Here is a 21,785-nt window from a genome sequence, read left to right on the forward strand (position 1 = left end):
CGGCGGCAGCTCCGCCGGGCCGGTCCAGTCCAGGGTCGCCACCACGCCCGCCCGAGCGACCCGGTCCACCAGGGCCCGGACGTCCTCCGACGCCGGGTGCAGCGGGACGGGTTCGCCCTGCCGCAGGACGGTGACGAGGTCGGCCAGGCGTTCGGTCGCGGTCGCGGCGGCGACCCGCAGGTCCGCCACGGCCGCCCGGTGGTGCTCGGCGAGGTCCGGTGCCAGCTCCAGGGCGCCCGCGCGCAACGCCAGCAGGCTGAGCTCGTGCCCCAGCGTGTCGTGCACGTCGTGCGCGATGAGGGTGCGCTCCCGCAGGTGCTCGCGTTCCACGGCGGCAGCCGCCAGATCCGCCTGCTGCCGGGCCGAACGGCCGACCAGCCACGGCAGCGCCACGGCCAACGCCACGACCAGCGGACCTGTCGTCCAAGCGCTCACGTCGACCAGGCCCGACGGGACCGCCACGACCGCGCACGCCACCACAGCGGGCACGACGCGGGCCGATCGCCGTCCGGCCAGGGAGCTGGTCACGGCCAGCGCCGCGCCGAGGGCGACGCTCCACGGCGGCACGGCGTCGCCCATCACCAGCGGTATCGCCTGGGCGGCCACCGCGCACACGGCCAGGGACGCGGACGGTGACAGGACGAGCAGCCCCAGGGCCGACGCGGGGGCCAGGAGCGCGCAGGCGTACGCCCAACCGCTCATGTCGGCGCGGGACAGCGCCACGACCGTCAGCAACGCCACCAGCAGGGCCACCGACCACCGCGGGATCCCCATCACGATCATCGATGCTACCCGCCCGCGACCTGCGAGGACGTGCGCAACCTCAGCAGTGCCACCGCGCGGGTGACGAGCACGGAGGCGTTCAGGACGCTCGACACGAGCAGCCACGTGACCAGGGCTGGGGAGAAGTGGACGAGCTGTGCCCGCGAGATGTCCCGGCCACCGAACACCGCCCCCGTCAGGTCGGGCAGCATCACCAGCACGACCAGCGGGACGACGCGGGGCAGCAGCCGGAGCACCTGCTGCCACAAGGCGCGGCGCGGAACCCACCTGGCGCTGCGCCGCAGGGCGAGGACGCCCAGCACCAGGCTCGACAAGGTCAACGCGGCCAGGACCAGGTCGGTGATCAGCCGCGGCGAGGAGTCGGGGTCCGGGGCACCTCCTTCCAGGAGCGTGGCCAGACCGTCCTCCAACTGACCGGTGCCCTCGTTGCCCAGCGAGACACCGCTGTTGGCCATCACCGCGATGCCGTGGCCGGAGGGCAGCAGCAGTTGGCCCGCTGAGTAGGTGAACCAGATCCCGCTGTGCCGCACACGTCCGCCGTCGGCGGTGTTCCAGCCCATCCCGTACGTCCAGCGCGGGTCCGACGAGGTGTGCATGGCCTTGATGCCCTCCGGGGACAGCAGCCTCGTGCCGTCGGCGGCCCGCCCGCCGTTGGACTGCACGACCAGCCACCGCGCCATGTCCTCCGCCGTGGTGATCACGTCGTCCGAGCCCGCCAGGAAGCGCTCGGGCTCGGTCACGGGGACGGACACGCCGTAGGCGTAGACGTGGCCCTTCGCCAAGCCGCCCGGCGCTCGGGTGATCGTGGTCGTCGATCTCATGCCCGCCGGTTCGAACACGTGGCGGCGCAGGTAGTCGGCGTACGGCTCGCCGCTGACCTGCTCGACCAGCCGCGCGGCCAGGTGGTAGTTCGTGTTCGTGTAGTGGTGCTCGGTGCCGGGTTCCGCGGCCAGCGTCGCGCCGTTGGCGCGCACCACGGCCTCGGCCGGGGAGTGCGGCTGCGGCAGGCTCTTCTCCGGCAACGTGCCGTCGGTGATCCCGGACGTCTGGTCGAGCAGCCTGCGGACCGTGATGCCCGCGCCGCGCGGGTCGGCCAGCCGGAAGTCCGGGAGGTGGTCGGCCACCGGATCGTCCAACGCCAGCTTCCCCCGCTCGACCAGCTGCATGACGGCCATCGCGGTGAACGACTTGCTGACCGACGCCACCGGCACGGGGGTCGTCGGGGTCATCCCGGAGCCGTCGGAACTCCGGCCGTAGCCCGCAAGGTGCACGACCCGGTCCCCCCTGGTGATCGCGACGGCGACGCCGGGGTAGCCCGCGTTCTCGGCGAACTCCGTCACGAAGCGGTCCACCGCGGCGCTGTCCGGCTCCCCCGCTGCCGCCGCGTTCGGCGTGAGGACGGCGACCAACGCGACCGCCGCCACCACCGGATGCCAATGCTTCACAGCGCACTCCCGATCGTCCCGTCCACGACATCGGTGACGCTACGAATTCCGGGAGTGGGAGACAGGACCCGAAAGGAAGGGTGGAGCCCTGACTTTCGTCAGGGCTTCGGCGACGCGGTCGTTCAGCGGCTGTCCGGCGCGACCCTGACCACGACCTTGCCCCGGTTGTCGCCGCGGAAGATCCGCTCCAGCGCTTCCGGCGCGCGTTCCAGGCCGTCCACGACGACCTGCGCGTGGGTCAGGCGGCCGTCGGCGAGGCGGGCGGCCAGTTCGGCGGTGATCCCGTCGTAGCGGTCGGCGTGGTCGCTGACCAGGAAGCCGCGGATGGTGGCGCGCTGCTCCAGCACCTCGACCATGTTGCGCAGCCCGTGCCGCTGAGCGGCGTCGGCGCTGTAGTCGGCGATCATCCCGCACAGCGCGATGCGCGCACCGGTGTTGATGCGGGTGAGCAGGTGGTCGAGGACTTCGCCGCCCGCGTTCTCCACGTCCGCGTCGACGCCGTCCGGGGTGGCCGCGTCGAACTGGTCGCGCCAGTCCGGCGAGCGCCGGTCCACGCAGGCGTCGAAGCCGAGTTCCTCGACGACGTAGCGGCACTTCTCCCGCCCGCCCGCGATGCCGACCACGCGGGCGCCGCGCTCCTTGACCAGCTGGCCCGCGATCGAGCCCACCGCGCCACCGGCAGCGGAGACCACGACCGTGTCGCCGGGGCGCGGGTCGGCGATCTCCACGGCGAGCCAGGCGGTGATGCCGGTCATGCCGAGCACGCCGAGGAGGTCCTCCGGCGCGGCGGGCAGCGGGTCGGGCAGCACGGCGAACGGTCCCTCCAGCACCGCGTCGTCGGCGACCTGGTAGTCCTGCCACCCGGTCCAGCCCAGCACGTGCGCGCCGACCGGCAGGTCCGCGCGGCGCGAGTCGACGACCCGGCCGATGCCCACGCCCCGCATCACCTCGCCGATGCCGACCGGTGGCAGGTCGCTGCGGATGTCGCTCATGAACACGCGGCTCACCGGGTCCACGGACAGCACCAGCGTGCGGACGAGCGCCTGGCCGTCGGCCAGCGGCGCGAGGTCCTCCTCCACCAGCTCCAGCGGTGCCCGCCCGGCCGGGTCCTCGGGACGGTGGCGCAGCCGGAACGCACGGTTGGGCAGCGCGGTCATGGTGTTCCCCTTCGCTCGCGCCCACTGGTTCGGGGCGTTCGTGGCGAGTCTGGGCCGGGCGGGGGTGGTGACACCGGGTACCGGCGTGCCATCGAGGGGTACGGATCAGCCAACGCGCGTCGGCTCGCGGTGCCGCAGCCGGTACTCGTGCGGGGAGGTGCCGTGCACGGCGCGGAAGGTCCGGTTGAGGTGGCTGGTGTCGAAGAAGCCCCAGCGCCTGGCGAGCGCCTCGACGGTGTCCTCGCCGGTCAGCAGGTCCTCGCTCACCCTGCCGATCCGCTTGGCGCGCAGCACGCCGGTGAAGGTGCTGCCGTGCTCGGCGAACAGCCTGGCGAGGGTGCGCACCGAGATGCCGTGCGCCGCGGCCACCGACTCGGCCGACAGGTCACCGCGCCCGAGGTGGGTGTCCAGGTAGCGCTCGACCGCGGCCCACCGGGCAGGCCGCACGGCCTGCGGGTCCAGCGGCGTGGCCGGGCTCAGCGCCCCCCACACCAGTTCCATCAGTGCGTTGCGGGCGGCCACGACAGCGGGCCCGGTCAACGCGGGCAGCGTCGCGTCCAGGGCGTCGAGGTAGCCGGTGAGCAGGTGCACCGCGGGCACCCGGTCGGGCAGCGGGTCTCCGGCGACCAGCGGGCAGCCCACTTCGACGAGGCCCCGGCGCGGCACGACGACGCTGCGCGTGGCGATCGGGCCGGGTGCGGTGAACCGGGCCGGACGGCCGCTGTCCCACAGCACGGCGTCCCCGGCCTTCAACAACCACGTTCGCCCGTCCTGCTCGAACAGCTCCTCGCCCTCGCGCACGATGCGCACCACGAGGAAGTCGCCGTCGGTCGCCGCGATCTGACGCCTGCCGCGCACCCCGCTCACCGGCCCGGTCGACCGGTCGACCAGCACGACTTCGCCCAACCGGTGCTGTCGGACCTCGGCCCGGACTCCCTCCGCACCCGCTGCCCGCCGCACCGCCCAGGGCAGCCAGGAGTCGGACAGGAGGTCGTCGTTGTCCCACACCGGATTCACTCTAAGCGATCGAGCTGTCGCCAAGCGGCGTCAACGGCTCCGGCAGCGCGGGTAACCGCTTGCCAGGGCCGGCACGATGGCCGCGTGATCACCTGTCGAAAGGCCGATGCCGCGTAGGCGACCGGGCGCCTTGCGCGCCGAGCGCTCCCGTCCCGAGGGCTTCCCGGCGAGTGGGCACCTGCCGGGGCTCTCCCACCGCACCACCCTCGCCGTGCGCGACGTGGAGCGCCGCTCCGAGGAGTACTACGTCCGCCCCGGCGCGACCGCCCTCGCGCTGCGGCGGTACCGGGTGTTCCTGACCCGGTCGGGTCGCCGCCCCCTCTACCCGCGCTCCGTGGGCTGCTCGTGCGCCGAATGCGCGTTCCAGGACGTGCGGCACTCGCGCGACGTGCTGGAGTGGACCCTCGAACGCCTGCGCCGCCGGTCGCGCGGCGAGCTGGAGCGGCTGGTCACCGCGCTAGACGCCGTCTACCTCAAGCGCACGCTGCCCGACCCGTTCGCCGCGCGCAGGCCACCGTCGTCGCAGCTCCGGGGGCCGCGGCCGGACCCCTGGTGGTACGACCGGCTGTCCGAGCCGCCTGGCTGGTAGCTGCGGGAGGGCTACTGCTGCTGACTGGGCAACCGGCCCTCGGCCATCCGCTTGGCCACGTCCCGGCGCAGCCACAGCAGGTAGGTCCACACCAGGCTGAACACCACGCCGATGACGCCCAGCGCGGTCATCGCGAACCAGCCCGCGATCATGGCCACGTGCAGCGCCACCACGACCCACACGCTCCACGGGAACCGCAGCAGCGCGCACGTGCCCAGCAGCGCCACGATCAGCGCCAGCACCAGGTAGCCGGTGCCGGTGCCGACCCCGCCGCCGAGGTTGGCCACCACCGGCAGCGCCAGGGCCACCACGATGGCCTCCAGGATCAGGGTGCCCGCCATGATGCCGCGGAAGGACTTCATCGGGTCCTTGCGCGGCGCCGGGGCCGTGCTCATGAGGGCTCCTTGCCGAACAGGGCGCGCGCTTCACCGGCGGTGACCACCGAACCGGTCACCACCACGCCCGCGCCGGACACCACGCCGTCGTCGGTCTCCTCGGCCAGCCGGATGGCCTCCTCGACCGCGTCGACCAGGTGCGGCTGCACCACCATGCGGTCCTCGCCGAAGATCGGGATCGCCTCGCCCGCGAGCAGGTCCGGGTCCATCGCGCGGGGCGAGGAGTTGGCGGTCAGCACGACCTCGTTGACCACCGGCTCCAGCGCGGACAGGATGCCCGCGGCGTCCTTGTCGCCCATCACGCCGACCACGGCGACCAGCTTGCGGAAGCCGAACTCCTCGTCCAGCGCCTTGGCCAGCGCCGCCGCGCCGTGCGGGTTGTGGGCGGCGTCGACCAGCACGGTCGGCGCCGAGCGCACCCGCTCCAGCCTGCCCGGCGAGGTGACCGAGGCGAACGCCTCGCGCACCGCCTCCACGTCCAGCTGCCGCTGCGCGCCCGCGCCGAAGAACGCCTCGACCGCGGCCAGCGCCAGCGCGGCGTTGTCGGCCTGGTGCGCGCCGTGCAGCGGCAGGAAGATCTCGTCGTAGACGCCGCCGAGGCCCTGCAGCCGCAGCACCTGCCCGCCGACCGCGACGTCCCGGTTCAGCACGCCGAACTCCGCGCCCTGCCGCGCCACGGTGGCCTCGACCTCGGCGCACCGCTGGAGCAGCACCTGCTCGGCGGCGGGCTGCTGCGGGCCCAGCAGGGCGATCGAGCCGGGCTTGACGATGCCCGCCTTCTCCGCGGCGATGCCCGCCAGGTCGCCGCCCAGGTACTCGACGTGGTCGATGCCGACGGGCGTGACCACGGCGATCCGGCCGTCGACCACGTTGGTGGCGTCCCACGAGCCACCCAGGCCGACCTCGACCACCGCCACGTCCACCGGGGCGTCCGCGAACGCCGCGAACGCCATGCCGGTGAGCACCTCGAACTTGCTCATCGGCACGTCGCCGCGACTGTCCACCATGGACACGTACGGCTCGATGTCGCGGTAGACCTCGACGTAGCGCTCGGGGCTGATGGGCGCGCCGTCCACGCTGATCCGCTCGGTGGCCAGCTGCAGGTGCGGGCTGGTGTACCGGCCGGTGCGCAGGCCGACGCGGGTGAACAGCGCGTCGACCATGCGCGAGGTGGACGTCTTGCCGTTGGTGCCCGCGATGTGCACCACCGGGTAGGACTCGTGGGGGTCGCCCAGCAGGTCCACCAGCAACCGGATGCGCTCCAGGCTGGGCTCGATCTTCGTCTCCGGCCAGCGGGTGTCCAGCTCCGCCTCGACCTGGCGCAGTTGCTCCAGCGCGCCCTGCTCGAACCCGCTCATGACTGCGGCAGGCTTTCCAGGCGGGCGTGGATGCGCTCGATCTCGGCGTTGGCCGCCTCCAGGCGGGTGCGGATCTTGGCCACCACCTCGGCCGGGGCCTTGTCGGTGAACGACGGGTTGCCGAGCTTGCCCTCGCACTGGGCGCGCTCCTTCTCCGCCACCGCCAGGTCCTTGGCCAGCCGCTTGCGCTCGGCGGCCAGGTCGATCGCGCCGGAGGTGTCCAGCTCGACGGTCACCGTGCCCTTGGGCAGGCCGACCTCCAGCGACACGGTCGCCGCGAAGTCCTCGCCGGGCTCGGTCATCCTGGTCAGCGCGCGGACCGCGGGCACCTGGTCGAGCAGGTCCACGCAGCACGCGCCGCGGACCTTGCCCGCCACCTTCTGCGCGGGCTTGAGGCCCTGGTCGGAGCGGAATCGGCGGATCTCGGTGACCAGCTTCTTCAGCCCCTCGATCCGGGCGGCGGCCACCGCGTCGCGCTCGGCACCGGATGCCCGCGGCCAGTCCGCGACCACCAGCGACTCGCCGCCGGTCAGCGTGGTCCACAGGGTCTCGGTGATGAACGGCGTCAGCGGGTGCAGCAGCCGCAGCAGCACGTCGAGCACGTGTCCGAGCACCGACTGGGTGGCCTCGGCGCGCACGCCGCCCTCGGCCAGCTGGACCTTGGCCAGCTCCAGGTACCAGTCGCAGAACTCGTCCCAGGTGAAGTGGTAGAGCGCTTCGCTGAGCTTGGCGAACTGGAACGACTCGAAGTGCGCGTCGACCTCGGTGACCAGCTCGTCGAGCAGGTCCAGGACCCACCGGTCGGCGTCGGTCAGCGCCTCGCGGGGCGGCAGCGGGCGCGCCACCGTGGCACCGTTGCCCAGCGCGAACCGGGTGGCGTTCCACAGCTTGGTGGTGAAGTTGCGCGAGCCAGCGGCCCACTCCTCGGCCACCGCCAGGTCCGAGCCGGGGCTGGTGCCGCGCAGCAGGGTGAACCGGGTGGCGTCGGCGCCGTAGGTGTCCATCCAGTCCAGCGGGTCGATGCCGTTCCCGCGGGTCTTGGACATCTTCTTGCCGTACTGGTCGCGGATGAGGCCGTGCAGGAACACGTCGTCGAACGGCTGCTTGCCGTCCATCGCGTACAGGCCGAACATCATCATCCGGACGACCCAGAAGAACAGGATGTCGTAGCCGGTGGACAGCACGCTGGTCGGGTAGAACTTGGCCAGCTCGTCGGTCCGCTCGGGCCAGCCCATGGTGGAGAACGGCCACAGGCCCGAGGAGAACCAGGTGTCCAGCACGTCCTCGTCCTGCACCCAGCCCTCACCGCTGGGCGGCTGCTCGTCCGGGCCGACGCAGACCACCTCGCCGCCGGGGCCGTACCAGACCGGGATGCGGTGGCCCCACCACAGCTGGCGGGAGATGCACCAGTCGTGCAGGTTGTCCACCCAGTCGAAGTAGCGCTTGGACAGCTCCGCCGGGTGGATCTTGGTGCGGCCGTCGCGGACCGCGTCGCCCGCCGCCTTGGCCAGCGGCTCGACCTTGACCCACCACTGCATGGACAGCCGGGGCTCGACCACGGTGTCGCAGCGCGAGCAGTGGCCGACCGCGTGGGTGTAGGGGCGCTTCTCCGCCACGATCCGGCCCTGCTCGCGCAGCGCCGCCACGACGGCGGGCCGCGCCTCGAACCGGTCCAGGCCCTCGAACGGGCCCTTGGCGGTGATCACGCCGCGGCCGTCCATCACGGTCAGCGCGGGCAGGTCGTGCCGCTGGCCGATCTCGAAGTCGTTCGGGTCGTGCGCCGGGGTCACCTTCACCGCGCCGGTGCCGAACTTGGGGTCCACGTGCTCGTCGGCGACGATCGGCACGTACCGGCCGGTCAGCGGCACCTCGACCTCGGTGCCGATGAGGTGCTGGTAGCGCTCGTCCTCCGGGTGCACGGCCACGGCGGTGTCGCCGAGCATGGTCTCGGCGCGCGTGGTGGCCACGACGATCGACCGCTCACCGGAGCCGTAGCGGATGGAGACGAGCTCGCCCTCGTCGTCGGAGTGGTCGACCTCGATGTCCGACAGCGCGGTCTGGCAGCGCGGGCACCAGTTGATGATGCGCTCGGCGCGGTAGATCAGGCCGTCGTCGTAGAGCTTCTTGAAGATCGTCTGGACCGCGCGGGACAGGCCCTCGTCCATGGTGAAGCGCTCGCGGCTCCAGTCCACGCCGTCGCCGAGGCGGCGCATCTGGTCGAGGATCTTGCCGCCGTACTCGGCCTTCCACTCCCAGACGCGCTCGACGAACTTCTCGCGGCCCAGGTCGTGGCGGGACCGGCCCTCGCCCGCCAGCGAGCGCTCCACGGCGTTCTGGGTGGCGATGCCCGCGTGGTCCATGCCGGGCAGCCACAGCACCTCGTAGCCCTGCATCCGGCGGCGCCGGGTCAGCGCGTCCATGACGCTGTGGTTGAGGGCGTGGCCCATGTGGAGGCTGCCGGTGACGTTGGGCGGGGGCAGGACGATCGTGTAGGGCGGCTTGTCGCTGCTCGCGTCCGCGGTGAAGTACCCGCGCTCGACCCACCGCTGGTACAACCCGGCCTCTACCTCGGCCGGGTTCCACGCCGGCGGGAGTTCGTTTCGCTGGGGTGCGGTGGGGGTCTCAGTCACGTGGGAAGTCTACGGAGGAGCGGGTGTCGACTTCGAACCAGATACCTGCTAACGCCGCCGCCCCCTACTCCGATCGAGTGAGCGGCACCATCGACGAGGGGGGCAAGTGACCGCGGACGACATCGACAACCACCCGGACCTGCGCGACGAGGCGTGGATCAGGGCGGCCAACCGCCGGGCCAAGCGCGACATCCGACGGGCGCGCCGCCGTGCCCGGCTGCGGGCGCACGGCGGCAAGGCGGTCTCCGCGGTGGCGCTGGTGGCCATCGCCGCGCTGCTGTTCGGCCTGTACCGGGCGGGCGAGTTCGACGGTGTCGGCCAGGCGGTGGCCGACTCGGTGGAGACCGCGGCCGCGCCGGTGGACCTGGACGAGCCGTTCGCGAACACCCCCGCCGAGGCGTGGGCGGACGGCGAGGCGGGCGTGGTGGCCCCGGCGGCGCAGCCGGTGGGCGAGTTCTCCGCCGAGCAGGTCGCGCAGGCGTACGAGCGGGTGCGGCAAGCCGTGATCACCGCGCGACTGGACCTGCGGGTGGTGCGGGACCACGACGTCGAGCCCTACCTGGCGCTGCTGGCCCCCGATCTGCAGGACCACATGCGACCGCTGTTCGACGGCGGCAACGACCCGGAGGCGAGCCTTGTGGTGACGCGGGTGGCCAAGGGTTCGGAACTGCTGCCGGTGGCGCCGAAGGTCAACGGCTCGATGCGGGCCGAGGCGGGCGAGCCGGGCGAGCTGGTCGTGCACACCGACTACCTGGTCGCCTACGCCTTCACCGGCTCCCCGGCGCTGCTGACCAGCCCGTACGACATCGTGGCGGTCAGCCGGGTCTCGGTGGACTACGTGCTGCGCTCCGGTGAGGGGTTCCGCGAGGGCAGCCAGGGCCTGTGGGCCGAGGAGACCGACGGGCACTGGTACTCGATCTCCTGCGAGGCGGCCGAGCGCGGGTTCCTCGCTCCCTGGGTCGCCGACCGCGCCATGAGCGGCGGCACCCCCGGCGAGTTCGGCCCCTCCGAGGACTACTTCGACCCCAACCGTCCCATGCCCACCACCGACGGCTGCACCAGGTAACCCGCGAGTCGAACCCCCAGAACCCCCGAGTTCAACGCCCAGAACGGCCACGCCCGCTCCCGGTGTCACCCACGTATGGGCGTGTTGGGCGTGTCGCCCCCGCGAGTCGCGCGTTCCGACACCACGAACCGAGCGTTCGCGCACCCCGACCCGCACTTTCACGCCCTGACCGGCGCTTCCGCGCCCCTCGGGTAGTAGTTACCGCCCCCCGGACGCCCCTCGGGTAGTACTTGCCCACGCACCAGGGGGCGCGCGGAGCGCGCGCAGCGGGGTGCCCGCGAGCGCCGTCCTTGGCGACCTGCCGCGCGGCGAGCGCCGCTTTTGAAGCCCCCAAAGCTCGCCTCACAGTGCCCCAACGCTCAGTTCACGGTGCCCCAACGCTCAACTCAGGATCTCCGAATGCACCTCTCACCCGAAAGGACGATTACCGACCCGAGTGACCGCGATCACAATCAATGGTGATCACCGAGTCGTCGCAGGTCACAGCGCCGGGTCCACGGGCCGGCCGCAACCCCTTGGGGCCCGTGGCAGCGGACCGCGCGCCGCCTGGGACCCCGGACGATCGCTCCACCGCCGGCACGCTCGCGCGGGGCGTGCCGGCGGCACAATGGGCGCATGACCCGCAACCCTCCCCAGCACGACGTCGACGAGTCGCGACTTGAGACCAGTGGACCGAAGCGGTGGGCGGCGGGGCTGCCCGGCGTGGCCGTGTCGGTCAAGCGCGGTGTCGAGCAGATGGGTGTGGCCCGCACGGTCACCACCCTGCGGCTGCTCAACCAGCGCGAGGGCTTCGACTGCCCCGGCTGCGCGTGGCCGGAGCCGCAGGGCCACCGCAAGCTGGCCGAGTTCTGCGAGAACGGCGCGAAGGCGGTGGCCGAGGAGGCCACCCGGCGGCGGGTCGGGCGGGACTTCTTCGCCGCGCACCCGGTGGCGGAGCTGGCCGACAAGACCGACTTCTGGCTGGGCCAGCAGGGCCGGTTGACCGAGCCGGTGGTGCTGCGCCCCGGCGGCACGCACTACGAGCCGATCTCGTGGGAGGACGCCTTCGCGCTGGTCGCCGAGCACCTCAACGGCCTGGCCAGCCCGGACGAGGCGGTCTTCTACACCTCCGGTCGGACCAGCAACGAGGCCGCGTTCCTCTACCAGCTGCTGGTGCGCTCGTTCGGCACGAACAACCTGCCCGACTGCTCGAACATGTGCCACGAGTCGTCCGGCGCCGCGCTGTCGGAGACCACCGGCGTGGGCAAGGGCTCGGTCGGCATCGACGACTTCGCCCGCGCCGACCTGATCGTGGTGGTCGGGCAGAACCCCGGCACCAACCACCCGCGGATGCTGTCGGCGCTGGAGGAGGCCAAGCGGGGCGGCGCGAAGATCGTCGCGGTGAACCCGCTGCCCGAGGCCGGTCTGCTGCGGTTCAAGAACCCGCAGAACGCGCGCGGCGTGGTGGGGGCGGGCACCCAGCTGGCCGACGAGTTCCTGCAGATCCGGCTCGGCGGCGACCAGGCGCTGTTCCAGGCGATCGGCAACCTGCTGCTGCGGTGGAACGCGCTGGACCACGAGTTCATCGAGCGCTCCACGGACAACTTCGCCGCCTACGCCGAGCACGTGCGGGCGCTGGACTGGGACGCGGTGGACCGGGCCACCGGGTTGCCGCGCGCCCAGGTGGAGCTGCTGGCGCGGATGTTCGCCGAGTCGCAGCGCACCATCGTGTGCTGGGCGATGGGCCTGACCCAGCACCGGCACTCGGTGGCCACGATCCGCGAGATCGCCAACGTGGTGCTGATGCGGGGCATGATCGGCAAGCCGGGGGCGGGTCTGTGCCCGGTGCGCGGTCACTCCAACGTGCAGGGCGACCGGACCATGGGCATCTGGGAGAAGATGCCGGAGAAGTTCCTGTCCGCGCTGGAGACCGAGTTCGGCATCTCCGTGCCGCGCGAGCACGGCTACGACACGGTCGCCTCGATCCGGGCCATGCGCGATGGCAGGGCCAGGGTGTTCTTCGCGGTGGGCGGCAACTTCGTGGCCGCGTCGCCGGACACCGAGGTCACCTCGCGGGCGATGAGCCGGTGCGACCTGACCGTGCAGGTGTCCACCAAGCTCAACCGGTCGCACGTGGTGCACGGGCGGACCGCGCTGATCCTGCCGACGCTGGGACGCACGGAGAGCGACCTGCAGCACAGCGGTGAGCAGTTCGTCACCGTGGAGGACTCGATGTCGGTGGTGCACCGGTCGCAGGGGCGGCTGGAGCCCGCCAGCGACCAGCTGCTGTCCGAGGTGTCGATCGTGTGCAGGCTGGCGCGCGCGGTGCTCGGGCCGGAGCACCCGGTGCCGTGGGAGGAGTTCGAGAAGGACTACGACCTGATCCGCGACCGCATCGCCCGCGTCGTGCCGGGCTGCCAGGACTACAACGAGCGGGTGCGGCGGCCGGACGGGTTCGTGCTGCCCCACGCGCCGCGCGACGCCCGCGAGTTCAGCGGCACCCGCACCGGCAAGGCGCACTTCAGCGCCAACCCGCTGACCGTGCTGGAGGTGCCCGAGGGGCGGCTGCTGCTGCAGACGCTGCGCAGCCACGACCAGTACAACACCACGATCTACGGGCTCGACGACCGGTACCGGGGGGTGAAGGACGGCCGTCGGGTGGTGTTCGTCAGCCCGGCCGACCTGGCCCGGTTGGGCTTGGCCGACGGCGAGGTGGTCGACCTGGTCAGCGAGTGGCCGGAGGACCCGACCGGGGTGGTGGAGCGGCGGGCGGAGCGGTTCCGGGTGGTGTCCTACCCGACCGCGGCGGGGTGTGCGGCGGCCTACTTCCCGGAGGCCAACGCGCTGGTGCCGCTGGAGTCCACGGCGGAGGTGTCCGGCACGCCCACGTCCAAGTCGATCGTGGTGCGGCTGGAGAAGCGCTGACCCCGTCCGCGTCGGCAAGTACTACCCGACCCGCCGACAGGGGCCGCTGACTACTACCCGACCCGCCCGTCCGCCGGGACGGGTAGTAGTCATGCGCTCCCCGGAGGGGGCATGGGTAGTACTTGCCGACGCGGTTGGGGGGACAGGACGGCCATGGCGGCGTTGTGGCCGCCGATGCCGCTGACCGCGCCGCCGCGCCGCGCGCCCGAGCCACAGAGCAACAGGTTCGCCACGTCGGTCTCCACACCCCACCGGCCGACCTCGTCCCGCGTCTCGGCGAAGGGCCAGGCCAGCTCGTCGTGGAAGATGTTGCCGCGCGGCAGTCCCAGCTCGGCCTCCAGGTCCAGCGGTGTGCGCGCCTCGACGCAGGGCCTGCCGTCCGCGTCGACGGCCAGGCACTCCTCGATCGGCTCCACCAGGTGCTCGTCCAACGCGGACAGGTACCGGCCGACGAGGTGTTCGCGCAGCCCGTCGTTGTCCCGCTCGAACAGCGCGGCGGGCGTGTGCAGGCCGAACAGGGTCAGCGTGTGCCACCCCCGCCGCGCCTGCTCGGGCGCGAGGATCGACGGGTCGGTCAGCGTGTGGCAGTACATCTCCGCGGGCAGCACCGACGGCACCCGGCCCGCCGCGCTCTCCCGGTAGGCCGTCTCCAGCTGCCCGTACGACTCGGCCAGGTGCAGCGTGCCCGCGAACGCCAGGCGCGGGTCGATGCCGCCGCGCAACCGCGGCAGCTTGCGCAGCAGCATGTTGACCTTCAGCTGGCTGCCCTCGGCGACCCGCCGGACTTCCTTGCCCCGCAACGAGTCCAGCACCGCCGGGGCCACACCGGACAGCACGAACCGCGCTCCCACCACGCGGTCGCCGAACTCCACCTCGGCGCTGACGCCGTCGGCGTCCACACGGGACACTTCGGCCCCGGTCACGATCCGGGCCCCGGCTTCCCGCGCGGCGCGGGTCAGTTCCGCGGTCACCGCGCCCATCCCGCCGACCGGCACGCGCCACTCCCCCGTGCCGTTGCCGATCACGTGGTAGAGGAAGCAGCGGTTGGCCCTCAGGTCGTCCAACGAGGTGTGCGTGCCGATCAGGCCGTCAGTCGCCGCCACGCCGCGCACCAGGTCGTCGGTGAACAGCTCCCGCAGCGCTTCGCCCAGCGGGCGCTCGAAGACCTGCTCCCACACCCGCGCCAGCCCCGCCGCCTCGACCCGGCGGCGGGTCCGCTCGCGGGACTCCAGCGGTTCCAGCAGCGTCGGCGCCAGCACCCCGGCCAGGTCCGCCAGTTCGTCGTACCAGCGCCGCCAGCGCCGCCACTCCGCGTCGGAACCGGTCAGCTCGCGGAACGAGGCCGCGGTCGCCTCGCCCGGCGTCCGCTCGACGAGCAGGCCGCCCCGCCCGTGCGGGGTGTAGGAGGCGACGGCGCGCGAGCGCAGCGACAACCTCAGCCCCAGGTCCGCGACGACGCGGTCGGGCAGCAGGCTGACCAGGTAGGAGTACCGCGACAGGCGGGCGGGCACGCCGGGGAAGACCTGCTCGCTGACCGCCGCGCCGCCGACGTGGTCGAGCTTCTCCAGCACCAGCACCGAGCGCCCGGCCCGCGCCAGGTAGGCCGCGGCGACCAGGGCGTTGTGCCCGCCGCCGACCACCACGACGTCGTAGGAGTCCACCGGCCGACCCTAGCCGGTGAACAGCGCGGTGACCTTGCGGATCAGCTCGAACAGGCCGTAGGCCAGCGGCAGGCCCACCCACAGCCAGGCGAAGACGACCAGGCCGCGCCTCATCGGGACGCTCCTTCCAGCTCCGGCTCGTGGTACTTGGCCGCCACCGGGCGCACCAGCTCGTTGGCGACGAAGCCCACCACCAGCAGGCCCATCATGATGAACAGAGACGTGGTGTAGAGGTCCGGGCCGGACTTCCCGGCCGCCTTCTGGCCATCGGCGATGGCGTTGACGATCAGCGGGCCGAGCACGCCGGCGGTGGACCACGCGGTGAGCAGCCTGCCGTGGATCGCGCCGACCTGGTAGGTGCCGAACAGGTCCTTCAGGTAGGCCGGGACGGTGGCGAACCCGCCGCCGTAGAAGGACAGGATCAGCATGGCGCACAGCACGAACAGCAGCTTGGAGGAGTTGCCCGCCAGCGCCAGCAGCAGGTACATCAGCGCGCCGACGCCCAGGTACAGGCGGTAGATGTTCTTGCGCCCCACCAGGTCCGATGTGGACGACCAGATGATGCGGCCCGCCATGTTGGTCAGCGACAGCAGCGCGACGAACCCGGCCGCCGCGCCCGCCGCGACCGGTGTGGCGGTGTCCTTGAAGAAGTCGACGATCATCGGCGACGCCTTCTCCAGGATGCCGATGCCCGCGGTGACGTTGAAGCACAGCACCACCCACAGGCACCAGAACTGGGGTGTGCGCAGGGCGTTGCGGGCGGAGACGTTGATCGCGGAGCGCACCACCTCCCGCTCCCGGACGTGCGCGGGCACCCGCACCAGCAGCACGCCGACGGACATGAACACCGCGTAGGCCAGGCCGTGCACCAGGAACGCCTGGCCGATGCCCTCGGGGGTGCGGCCGAAGGACTCCAGCATCTGCGCCGACCACGGCGAGGCGATCAGCGCGCCGCCGCCGAAGCCCATGATCGCGATGCCGGTGGCCATGCCCGGCCGGTCCGGGAACCACTTGATCAGCGTGGACACCGGCGAGATGTAGCCGATGCCCAGGCCGATGCCGCCGATGAAGCCGTAGCCCAGCACCACCAGCCAGTACTGCTGCGTCCACGCGCCCAGGGCGGAGACCAGGAAGCCGGTGGAGAAGCAGGTGGCGGAGACGAACATGGCCCAGCGCGGGCCGTTGCGCTCCACCAGCGTGCCGCCGAAGGCCGCCGACAGGCCGAGCATCACGATGCCCAGTTGGAACGGCAGCGCGCTCTGCGTGCCGGTGAGGCCGAGCGCGCTCTCCAGCGGGGGCTTGAACACGCTCCAGGCATAGGCTTGGCCGATGGCCAGGTGCACCGACAGCGCCGCGGGCGGGACCAGCCAGCGGTTCCAGTCGGGCGGGGCCACCGTGCGCGAGCGGTCGAGGAAACCCACTGGCCGTGCACCTCCGTAACCTGGTTGGCGAGCCACGAAAAACTTAGCCTGGAGCAAGGAGTCCACGATGGGTCGAGTCACTGTCCGTCGCCCAGTGGTCACCTATTCGCGCCGAACGCAACGCAAACGGGTGGATTTGTTGGCGGCCGAAGAGCCGTTGGAACTGAGGGTGAACGGCAAAGCACTGGCCGTCACCATGCGCACGCCCGGTCACGACGTGGAACTGGCTCACGGCTTCCTGCTCAGCGAAGGTGTCATCGGCGGGCTGGACGACGTGTCCGTGGCGCGCTACTGCGAGGGCGCGGGCCCGGACGGGCGCAACACCTACAACGTGCTCGACGTGGCGCTGGCCCCCGGCGTCGCGCCGCCCGAGACGGGGGTGGAGCGCAACTTCTACACCACCTCCTCGTGCGGGGTGTGCGGCAAGGCCGCGCTGGACGCGGTGAAGCTCAAGACCCGCTTCCCCCCGGCCGCCGACGACTGCCGGATCACCGTCGACGTGCTGGCCGCGCTGCCGGACGCGCTGCGCGAGAGGCAGAAGGTGTTCGCGTCCACCGGCGGCCTGCACGCGGCGGGCCTGTTCACCGCCGACGGCGACGCGCTGGTCGTGCGCGAGGACGTCGGCAGGCACAACGCGGTCGACAAGGTGCTGGGCTGGGCGGTGCTGAACAAGCGGGTGCCCTCGGCCGGGACGGTGCTCATGGTGTCCGGGCGCGCGTCGTTCGAGCTGGTGCAGAAGGCGGCGATGGCGGGCGTGCCGGTGCTGGCCGCGGTGTCCGCGCCGTCCTCGCTGGCCGCCGAGCTGGCCGAGGAGCAGGGCGTGACGCTGGTCGGCTTCCTGCGCGGCGAGTCGATGAACGTCTACGCGGGTGCGGAGCGGGTCCAGGGGTGAACCGCGCGCGGGCGTGGCGCTGTGCAACCTCTCCCCGGTGCCGCGCGTCGTAACGGCGACGGATGACCGAACTCCGCGTGAACGCCGCGGTGCGGTCGAAACGCGCGGCGGGTCGTCGGCGATGGCACAGGGGGAAGCGGGCGGAGGGGGCGGATGGTCAGCAGGCGCTCGGTGCTCGGGGCGCTCGGCGCGGCCGGGCTGGGCGCGACCGGGATCGCGCTGGGGCTGCACGGCAACGCGCCGATGAGCGAGGCGCTGCGCTACGCGCTGGGCGTGGCCGGTCCCAAACCCGGCGGCAAGCGGGCCGTGGTGAAGGTGGACCGGGTGTTCTCCGCCGCGCGCGGGCGGGAGGTCGACTTCCTGACCATGGTCCCGCCGGGCGTGCCGACCAGGGGCCTGCCCATGTCGATCCTGCTGCACGGCCTGCACGGCAGCGCCCGCTGGGCCGCCGTCGGCGGGCTGCCGGAGGTGCTGGTCTCCGCGGTCGGCCGGGGCGCGGTGCCGCCGTTCGGCTTCGTGGCGGTCGACGGGGGCGACCACTACTGGCACGAGAACGTGCCCGGCGACGACCCGATGGAGATGCTGCTGGAGGAGGTGCCCCGGTGGCTGGCCGAACGCGGCTTCGGACCGGTGTTCGCCTGCACGGGGGCGTCCATGGGCGGGTTCGGCGCGCTGGTCTACGCCCGGCGCAGGCACCAGCGGCGGGAGCCGCTGCGCGCGGTGGCCGCCATGGCGCCCGGTCTGCTCACCTCGTGGCCGGAGATGGCCAAGCGCAAGGCGTTCGCCGACCAGGCCCAGTGGGCGTCGCTGGACCCGCTGCGGCACGTGGACGAGCTGGGGCCCACGCCGATCGGGGTGTGGATCGGCGACCGGGACCGGTTCATCGTGGGCACCCGGCGGTTCATCGCGGCCGCCCGGCCCGCCGTGGCCTCGGTGATCCCCGGCGGCCACGACGACGTGTTCTACCGCAAGGTCACCCCGGACGTGGTCCGCTTCCTCGGCAGGCGCGTCAGCACCCCCCGATCGTGATCAGCGCGTCCTGGTCGGCGCGTTCTGATCAGCGCGCTCCGGTCAGCGCGGGGTGAGCGGCACCCGGTCGCTGCGCACCCACTTGAACACCGCGGGCCACGGACCGTAGCCGGCGGCCACGTTCAGGTGAGCGCCGCCCGCGATGACGTCCAGCTCCACCCGCAGCGCCGCCGCCAGCTCCCTGGCCTGCTCCAGCGTGCAGTACGGGTCGTCCTGGCCCACCACCAGCCGCGTGTCGCCCGCCGCCGCGCGGACCGCCGCCGGGTCCAGCGGGCAGTCCAGGAAGTCCGCGATCAGCGGTTCGCCGGTGAAGTGCGGGCTGGGCGGGGCCACCAGCAGCACCCGGTCCACCCGCAGCGCCGGGTCCGGGTCGGCGGCCGCGTGGTGCAGCCACAGCAGGCTGCCCAGCGAATGCGCCGCGACCACCCGTTCGGATGAAGGGGGTGCGGCGGCCAGGTGCCCGCGCAGCTCCGCCAGCCACACGTCCAGCTCCGGCGCGTCGGGCGAGCTGAACTCCGGCAGGTCGACCTGGGCCCCGTGCCGCGCCAGCTCGCCCGCCAGCCAGTTCTGCCAGTGGGTGGGCCCCGACCCGGTCAGGCCGTGCAGGAGCAGGACGTGCGGCAGCGACAACGCCCTACGCCGACTTCTCGCGCCGCTCCCGGCGGCTGGGCTGGCGGGCCACGATGGTCGGGTTCACGTTCTCCTTGACCGTCTGCTCGGTGATGACGACCTTGGCCACGTCCGAGCGGCTGGGGATGTCGTACATCACCGGCAGCAGGACTTCCTCCATGATCGCCCGCAGGCCGCGCGCGCCGGTGCCGCGCAGGATCGCCTGGTCGGCGACGGCCTCCATCGCGGTCCGGGTGAACTCCAGCTCCACGCCGTCCATCTCGAACAGCTTCTGGTACTGCTTGACCAGCGCGTTCTTCGGCTCGGTGAGGATGCGGACCAGGGAGTCCTTGTCCAGGTTCGTGACGCTGGCCACCATCGGCAGTCGGCCGATGAACTCCGGGATGAGGCCGAACTTGATCAGGTCCTCGGGCATCGACTCGGCGAAGTAGTCCGCCGCGTCCACCTCGGCCTTGGTGCGCACCTCGGCGCCGAAGCCGAGGCCGCGCTTGCCCACGCGGTCCTGGATGATCTTCTCCAGACCGGCGAACGCGCCCGCCACGATGAACAGCACGTTCGTCGTGTCGATCTGGATGAACTCCTGGTGGGGGTGCTTGCGCCCGCCCTGCGGGGGCACCGAGGCGGTGGTCCCCTCCAGGATCTTCAGCAGCGCCTGCTGCACGCCCTCGCCCGAGACGTCGCGCGTGATCGACGGGTTTTCACTCTTCCGGGCGATCTTGTCGACCTCGTCGATGTAGATGATCCCGGTCTCGGCCCGCTTGACGTCGTAGTCCGCCGCCTGGATGAGCTTGAGCAGGATGTTCTCGACGTCCTCGCCCACGTAGCCCGCCTCGGTCAGCGCCGTGGCGTCGGCGATGGCGAACGGCACGTTGAGCATCTTGGCCAGCGTCTGGGCCAGGTAGGTCTTGCCGCAGCCGGTCGGGCCGAGCATGAGGATGTTCGACTTGGCCAGCTCCACGCCGTCGTCGCGGCCCTCACGCCCGCGGTCACCGGCCTGGATGCGCTTGTAGTGGTTGTAGACCGCCACCGAGAGAGTCCGCTTGGCCTCGTTCTGGCCGATCACGTACTGGTCGAGGAAGTCGTGGATCTCGGCGGGCTTGGGCAGCTCGTCGAGCTTGACGTCGCCCGCCTCCGCGAGTTCTTCCTCGATGATCTCGTTGCAGAGGTCGATGCACTCATCGCAGATGTAGACACCGGGGCCGGCGATGAGTTTTTTCACCTGCTTCTGGCTCTTGCCGCAGAAAGAGCACTTCAGCAGGTCGCCGCCGTCACCGATACGTGCCATGACCGCTGACCTCTGTCCCCTCCGGCGCACACCTGGTGTGCAGCGCCTGACTGCTGGTTCGGCGCGGAGCCCGCTGGGTGCGGGGTCGCGCTGCGTTCCCCTCGACGGTACCTGTCCCACCCGCCTGCGCGGGAGGACCAGCGTGCCCCCGACCCGCCGATCCGAGCGGCACCCCGGCCGGCTCGGCGTGTCGGGGGTCCGCGTCAGCCCTTGGCCGAGAGCTTCCGGTACGGCAGGACGCTGTCCACGATGCCGTAGTCCTTGGCCTCCTCGGCCGTCAGGATCTTGTCGCGCTCGATGTCGTCGCGAACCTGCTCCGGCGAGCGGCTGGTGTGCCGCGCCAGGGTGGTCTCCAGCAGCCTGCGCACCCGCTGGATCTCGTTGGACTGGATCTCCAGGTCGGAGACCTGCCCGTAGACGCCCTCGGTGGCGGGCTGGTGGATCAGCACCCGCGAGTTGGGCAGCGCGTGCCGCTTGCCCGGCGTGCCCGCCGCCAGCAGCACCGCCGCCGCCGAGGCCGCCTGGCCCAGGCAGTAGGTCTGGATGTCCGGGCGGACGAACTGCATGGTGTCGTAGATGGCCATCAGCGAGGTGAACGAGCCACCCGGCGAGTTGATGTACATCAGGATGTCGCGGTCGGGGTCCTCCGACTCCAGCACGAGCAGCTGGGCCATCACGTCGTTGGCCGACGCGTCGTCCACCTGCACGCCGAGGAAGATGATGCGCTCCTCGAACAGCTTGTTGTACGGGTTGGACTCCTTGATGCCGTAGCTGGTGCGCTCAACGAACGACGGGAGCACGTACCGGGACTGCGGCGCGTGGAACTGGCTCACTGTGGTTCTCCTGGTCCTGTGCTCGCCGGTCAGTTGGAGTTCGCCTGGCTGGCGCGGCTGATCACCTTGTCCACGAAGCCGTACTCCAGGGCTTCCTGGGCGGTGAACCAGCGGTCGCGGTCGGAGTCGGCGATGATGCGCTCCACCGGCTGACCGGTGTGCTCGGCGATCAGCTCGGCCATCTCCCGCTTGGTCCGGGAGAGCATGTCGGCCTGGATCGCGATGTCGGCCGCGGTACCGCCCACGCCCGCGGACGGCTGGTGCATCAGGATGCGCGCGTGCGGCAGCGCGTGCCGCTTGCCGGGAGCGCCCGCGGAGAGCAGGAACTGCCCCATCGAGGCGGCCAGGCCCATCGCGTAGGTGGCCACGTCCGGCTCGATGAGCTGCATCGTGTCGTAGATCGCCATGCCCGCGGTCACCGATCCACCGGGCGAGTTGATGTAGAGGGTGATGTCCTTCTCGGGGTCCTCGGCCGCGAGCAGGAGCAGCTGGGCGGTGATCTGGTTGGCGATGCCCTCTTCGACCTGCGACCCCAGCACGATGATCCGCTCGCGGAGCAGGCGCTCGTAGACCGAGTCGTTGAGGTTCATCCCCGTGGCCGACCGCATCTCGGGCGTCGGGAAGGAGTGCTGCGTCACGTCTGCCTGCCTAACTTTGCCGAAAAGAGTCTCGTAGCAACGACCTTAACGA

At 72.0% G+C, this 21,785-nt stretch carries 19 protein-coding genes; 5 read left to right on the forward strand and 14 right to left on the reverse strand.

The window, feature by feature from the left end; all coding sequences use genetic code 11:
• The 4 genes from IEZ00_RS06465 to IEZ00_RS06480 form a co-directional block, all read right to left on the reverse strand.
• On the reverse strand, positions 1-774 hold a 774-nt coding region (locus tag IEZ00_RS06465), incomplete at its 3' end, for a histidine kinase (RefSeq protein ID WP_229795284.1).
• Between the two features lie 14 nt (positions 775-788).
• The gene (locus IEZ00_RS06470; protein WP_189222128.1) at positions 789-2,228 is read right to left on the reverse strand and encodes a serine hydrolase domain-containing protein; all 1,440 of its coding nucleotides are present in this window, start codon (positions 2,226-2,228) and stop codon (positions 789-791) included.
• A 122-nt stretch (positions 2,229-2,350) separates the two neighbouring features.
• Positions 2,351-3,385, reverse strand: coding sequence for an NADP-dependent oxidoreductase (locus tag IEZ00_RS06475; RefSeq protein ID WP_189222129.1), 1,035 nt, complete (start codon positions 3,383-3,385; stop codon positions 2,351-2,353).
• Between the two features lie 105 nt (positions 3,386-3,490).
• Positions 3,491-4,393, reverse strand: a complete 903-nt coding sequence (locus IEZ00_RS06480; RefSeq protein WP_189222130.1) for a helix-turn-helix domain-containing protein — start codon at positions 4,391-4,393, stop codon at positions 3,491-3,493.
• Positions 4,394-4,508: 115 nt separating this feature from the next.
• Here IEZ00_RS06480 and IEZ00_RS06485 point away from each other — a divergent pair, with 115 nt between their 5' ends.
• The gene (locus tag IEZ00_RS06485; RefSeq protein ID WP_189222131.1) at positions 4,509-4,991 is read left to right on the forward strand and encodes a hypothetical protein; all 483 of its coding nucleotides are present in this window, start codon (positions 4,509-4,511) and stop codon (positions 4,989-4,991) included.
• Positions 4,992-5,002: 11 nt separating this feature from the next.
• Here IEZ00_RS06485 and IEZ00_RS06490 read toward each other — a convergent pair whose 3' ends face one another.
• Genes IEZ00_RS06490 through IEZ00_RS06500 form a run of 3 tightly spaced genes read right to left on the reverse strand, consistent with a single transcriptional unit; the run spans position 5,003 to position 9,374 of the window.
• The gene (locus IEZ00_RS06490) at positions 5,003-5,386 is read right to left on the reverse strand and encodes a DUF4233 domain-containing protein (RefSeq protein WP_189222132.1); all 384 of its coding nucleotides are present in this window, start codon (positions 5,384-5,386) and stop codon (positions 5,003-5,005) included.
• On the reverse strand, positions 5,383-6,744 hold the full coding sequence (gene folC, locus IEZ00_RS06495; protein ID WP_189222133.1) for a bifunctional tetrahydrofolate synthase/dihydrofolate synthase: 1,362 nt from the start codon (positions 6,742-6,744) through the stop codon (positions 5,383-5,385). The genes IEZ00_RS06490 and folC overlap by 4 nt, the downstream gene beginning before the upstream one ends.
• Positions 6,741-9,374 carry a valine--tRNA ligase gene (locus tag IEZ00_RS06500; RefSeq protein ID WP_189222134.1) on the reverse strand — a complete coding sequence of 878 codons (2,634 nt, stop codon included), beginning with the start codon at positions 9,372-9,374 and terminating at the stop codon, positions 6,741-6,743. The genes folC and IEZ00_RS06500 overlap by 4 nt, the downstream gene beginning before the upstream one ends.
• Before the next feature lie 106 nt (positions 9,375-9,480).
• On the opposite strand from IEZ00_RS06500, the gene IEZ00_RS06505 reads away from it, so the two are divergent.
• Both IEZ00_RS06505 and IEZ00_RS06510 read left to right on the forward strand, forming a co-directional pair.
• Positions 9,481-10,440, forward strand: coding sequence for a hypothetical protein (locus IEZ00_RS06505; RefSeq protein ID WP_189222135.1), 960 nt, complete (start codon positions 9,481-9,483; stop codon positions 10,438-10,440).
• Positions 10,441-11,055: 615 nt separating this feature from the next.
• Entirely contained in the window at positions 11,056-13,344 is a 2,289-nt protein-coding gene (locus IEZ00_RS06510) for an FdhF/YdeP family oxidoreductase (protein WP_189222136.1), read from the forward strand.
• A gap of 89 nt (positions 13,345-13,433) precedes the next feature.
• On the opposite strand, the gene IEZ00_RS06515 is transcribed toward IEZ00_RS06510, so the two are convergent.
• The 3 genes from IEZ00_RS06515 to IEZ00_RS06520 are packed head-to-tail and all read right to left on the reverse strand — an operon-like array spanning position 13,434 to position 16,426.
• Positions 13,434-15,005: a phytoene desaturase family protein gene (locus IEZ00_RS06515; protein WP_189222137.1), complete on the reverse strand. Its 1,572-nt coding sequence runs from the start codon at positions 15,003-15,005 to the stop codon at positions 13,434-13,436.
• 9 nt (positions 15,006-15,014) lie between these two features.
• Entirely contained in the window at positions 15,015-15,119 is a 105-nt protein-coding gene (locus IEZ00_RS38320; protein ID WP_443705455.1) for an MFS transporter small subunit, read from the reverse strand.
• Positions 15,116-16,426 carry an OFA family MFS transporter gene (locus IEZ00_RS06520; protein WP_189222138.1) on the reverse strand — a complete coding sequence of 437 codons (1,311 nt, stop codon included), beginning with the start codon at positions 16,424-16,426 and terminating at the stop codon, positions 15,116-15,118. The genes IEZ00_RS38320 and IEZ00_RS06520 overlap by 4 nt, the downstream gene beginning before the upstream one ends.
• Before the next feature lie 67 nt (positions 16,427-16,493).
• On the opposite strand from IEZ00_RS06520, the gene fdhD reads away from it, so the two are divergent.
• Together fdhD and IEZ00_RS06530 are read left to right on the forward strand one after the other, a co-directional pair.
• On the forward strand, positions 16,494-17,318 hold the full coding sequence (gene fdhD, locus IEZ00_RS06525; RefSeq protein WP_189222139.1) for a formate dehydrogenase accessory sulfurtransferase FdhD: 825 nt from the start codon (positions 16,494-16,496) through the stop codon (positions 17,316-17,318).
• A 153-nt stretch (positions 17,319-17,471) separates the two neighbouring features.
• Positions 17,472-18,347: an alpha/beta hydrolase gene (locus tag IEZ00_RS06530; protein WP_189222140.1), complete on the forward strand. Its 876-nt coding sequence runs from the start codon at positions 17,472-17,474 to the stop codon at positions 18,345-18,347.
• Positions 18,348-18,389: 42 nt separating this feature from the next.
• Here IEZ00_RS06530 and IEZ00_RS06535 read toward each other — a convergent pair whose 3' ends face one another.
• The 4 genes from IEZ00_RS06535 to IEZ00_RS06550 form a co-directional block, all read right to left on the reverse strand.
• Complete coding sequence (locus IEZ00_RS06535; protein ID WP_189222141.1) at positions 18,390-18,977, reverse strand: RBBP9/YdeN family alpha/beta hydrolase; 588 nt, start codon at positions 18,975-18,977, stop codon at positions 18,390-18,392.
• 4 nt (positions 18,978-18,981) lie between these two features.
• Positions 18,982-20,262 (reverse strand): ATP-dependent Clp protease ATP-binding subunit ClpX, encoded by a 1,281-nt coding sequence (gene clpX / locus IEZ00_RS06540; RefSeq protein WP_189222142.1) that lies wholly within the window; start codon positions 20,260-20,262, stop codon positions 18,982-18,984.
• 203 nt (positions 20,263-20,465) lie between these two features.
• On the reverse strand, positions 20,466-21,095 hold the full coding sequence (locus tag IEZ00_RS06545) for an ATP-dependent Clp protease proteolytic subunit (protein WP_189222143.1): 630 nt from the start codon (positions 21,093-21,095) through the stop codon (positions 20,466-20,468).
• Positions 21,096-21,124: 29 nt separating this feature from the next.
• The gene (locus IEZ00_RS06550) at positions 21,125-21,733 is read right to left on the reverse strand and encodes an ATP-dependent Clp protease proteolytic subunit (protein WP_209615612.1); all 609 of its coding nucleotides are present in this window, start codon (positions 21,731-21,733) and stop codon (positions 21,125-21,127) included.
• Positions 21,734-21,785 lie beyond the last annotated feature (52 nt).

Source organism: Saccharothrix coeruleofusca (assembly GCF_014648515.1).
Classification (GTDB): domain Bacteria; phylum Actinomycetota; class Actinomycetes; order Mycobacteriales; family Pseudonocardiaceae; genus Actinosynnema; species Actinosynnema coeruleofuscum.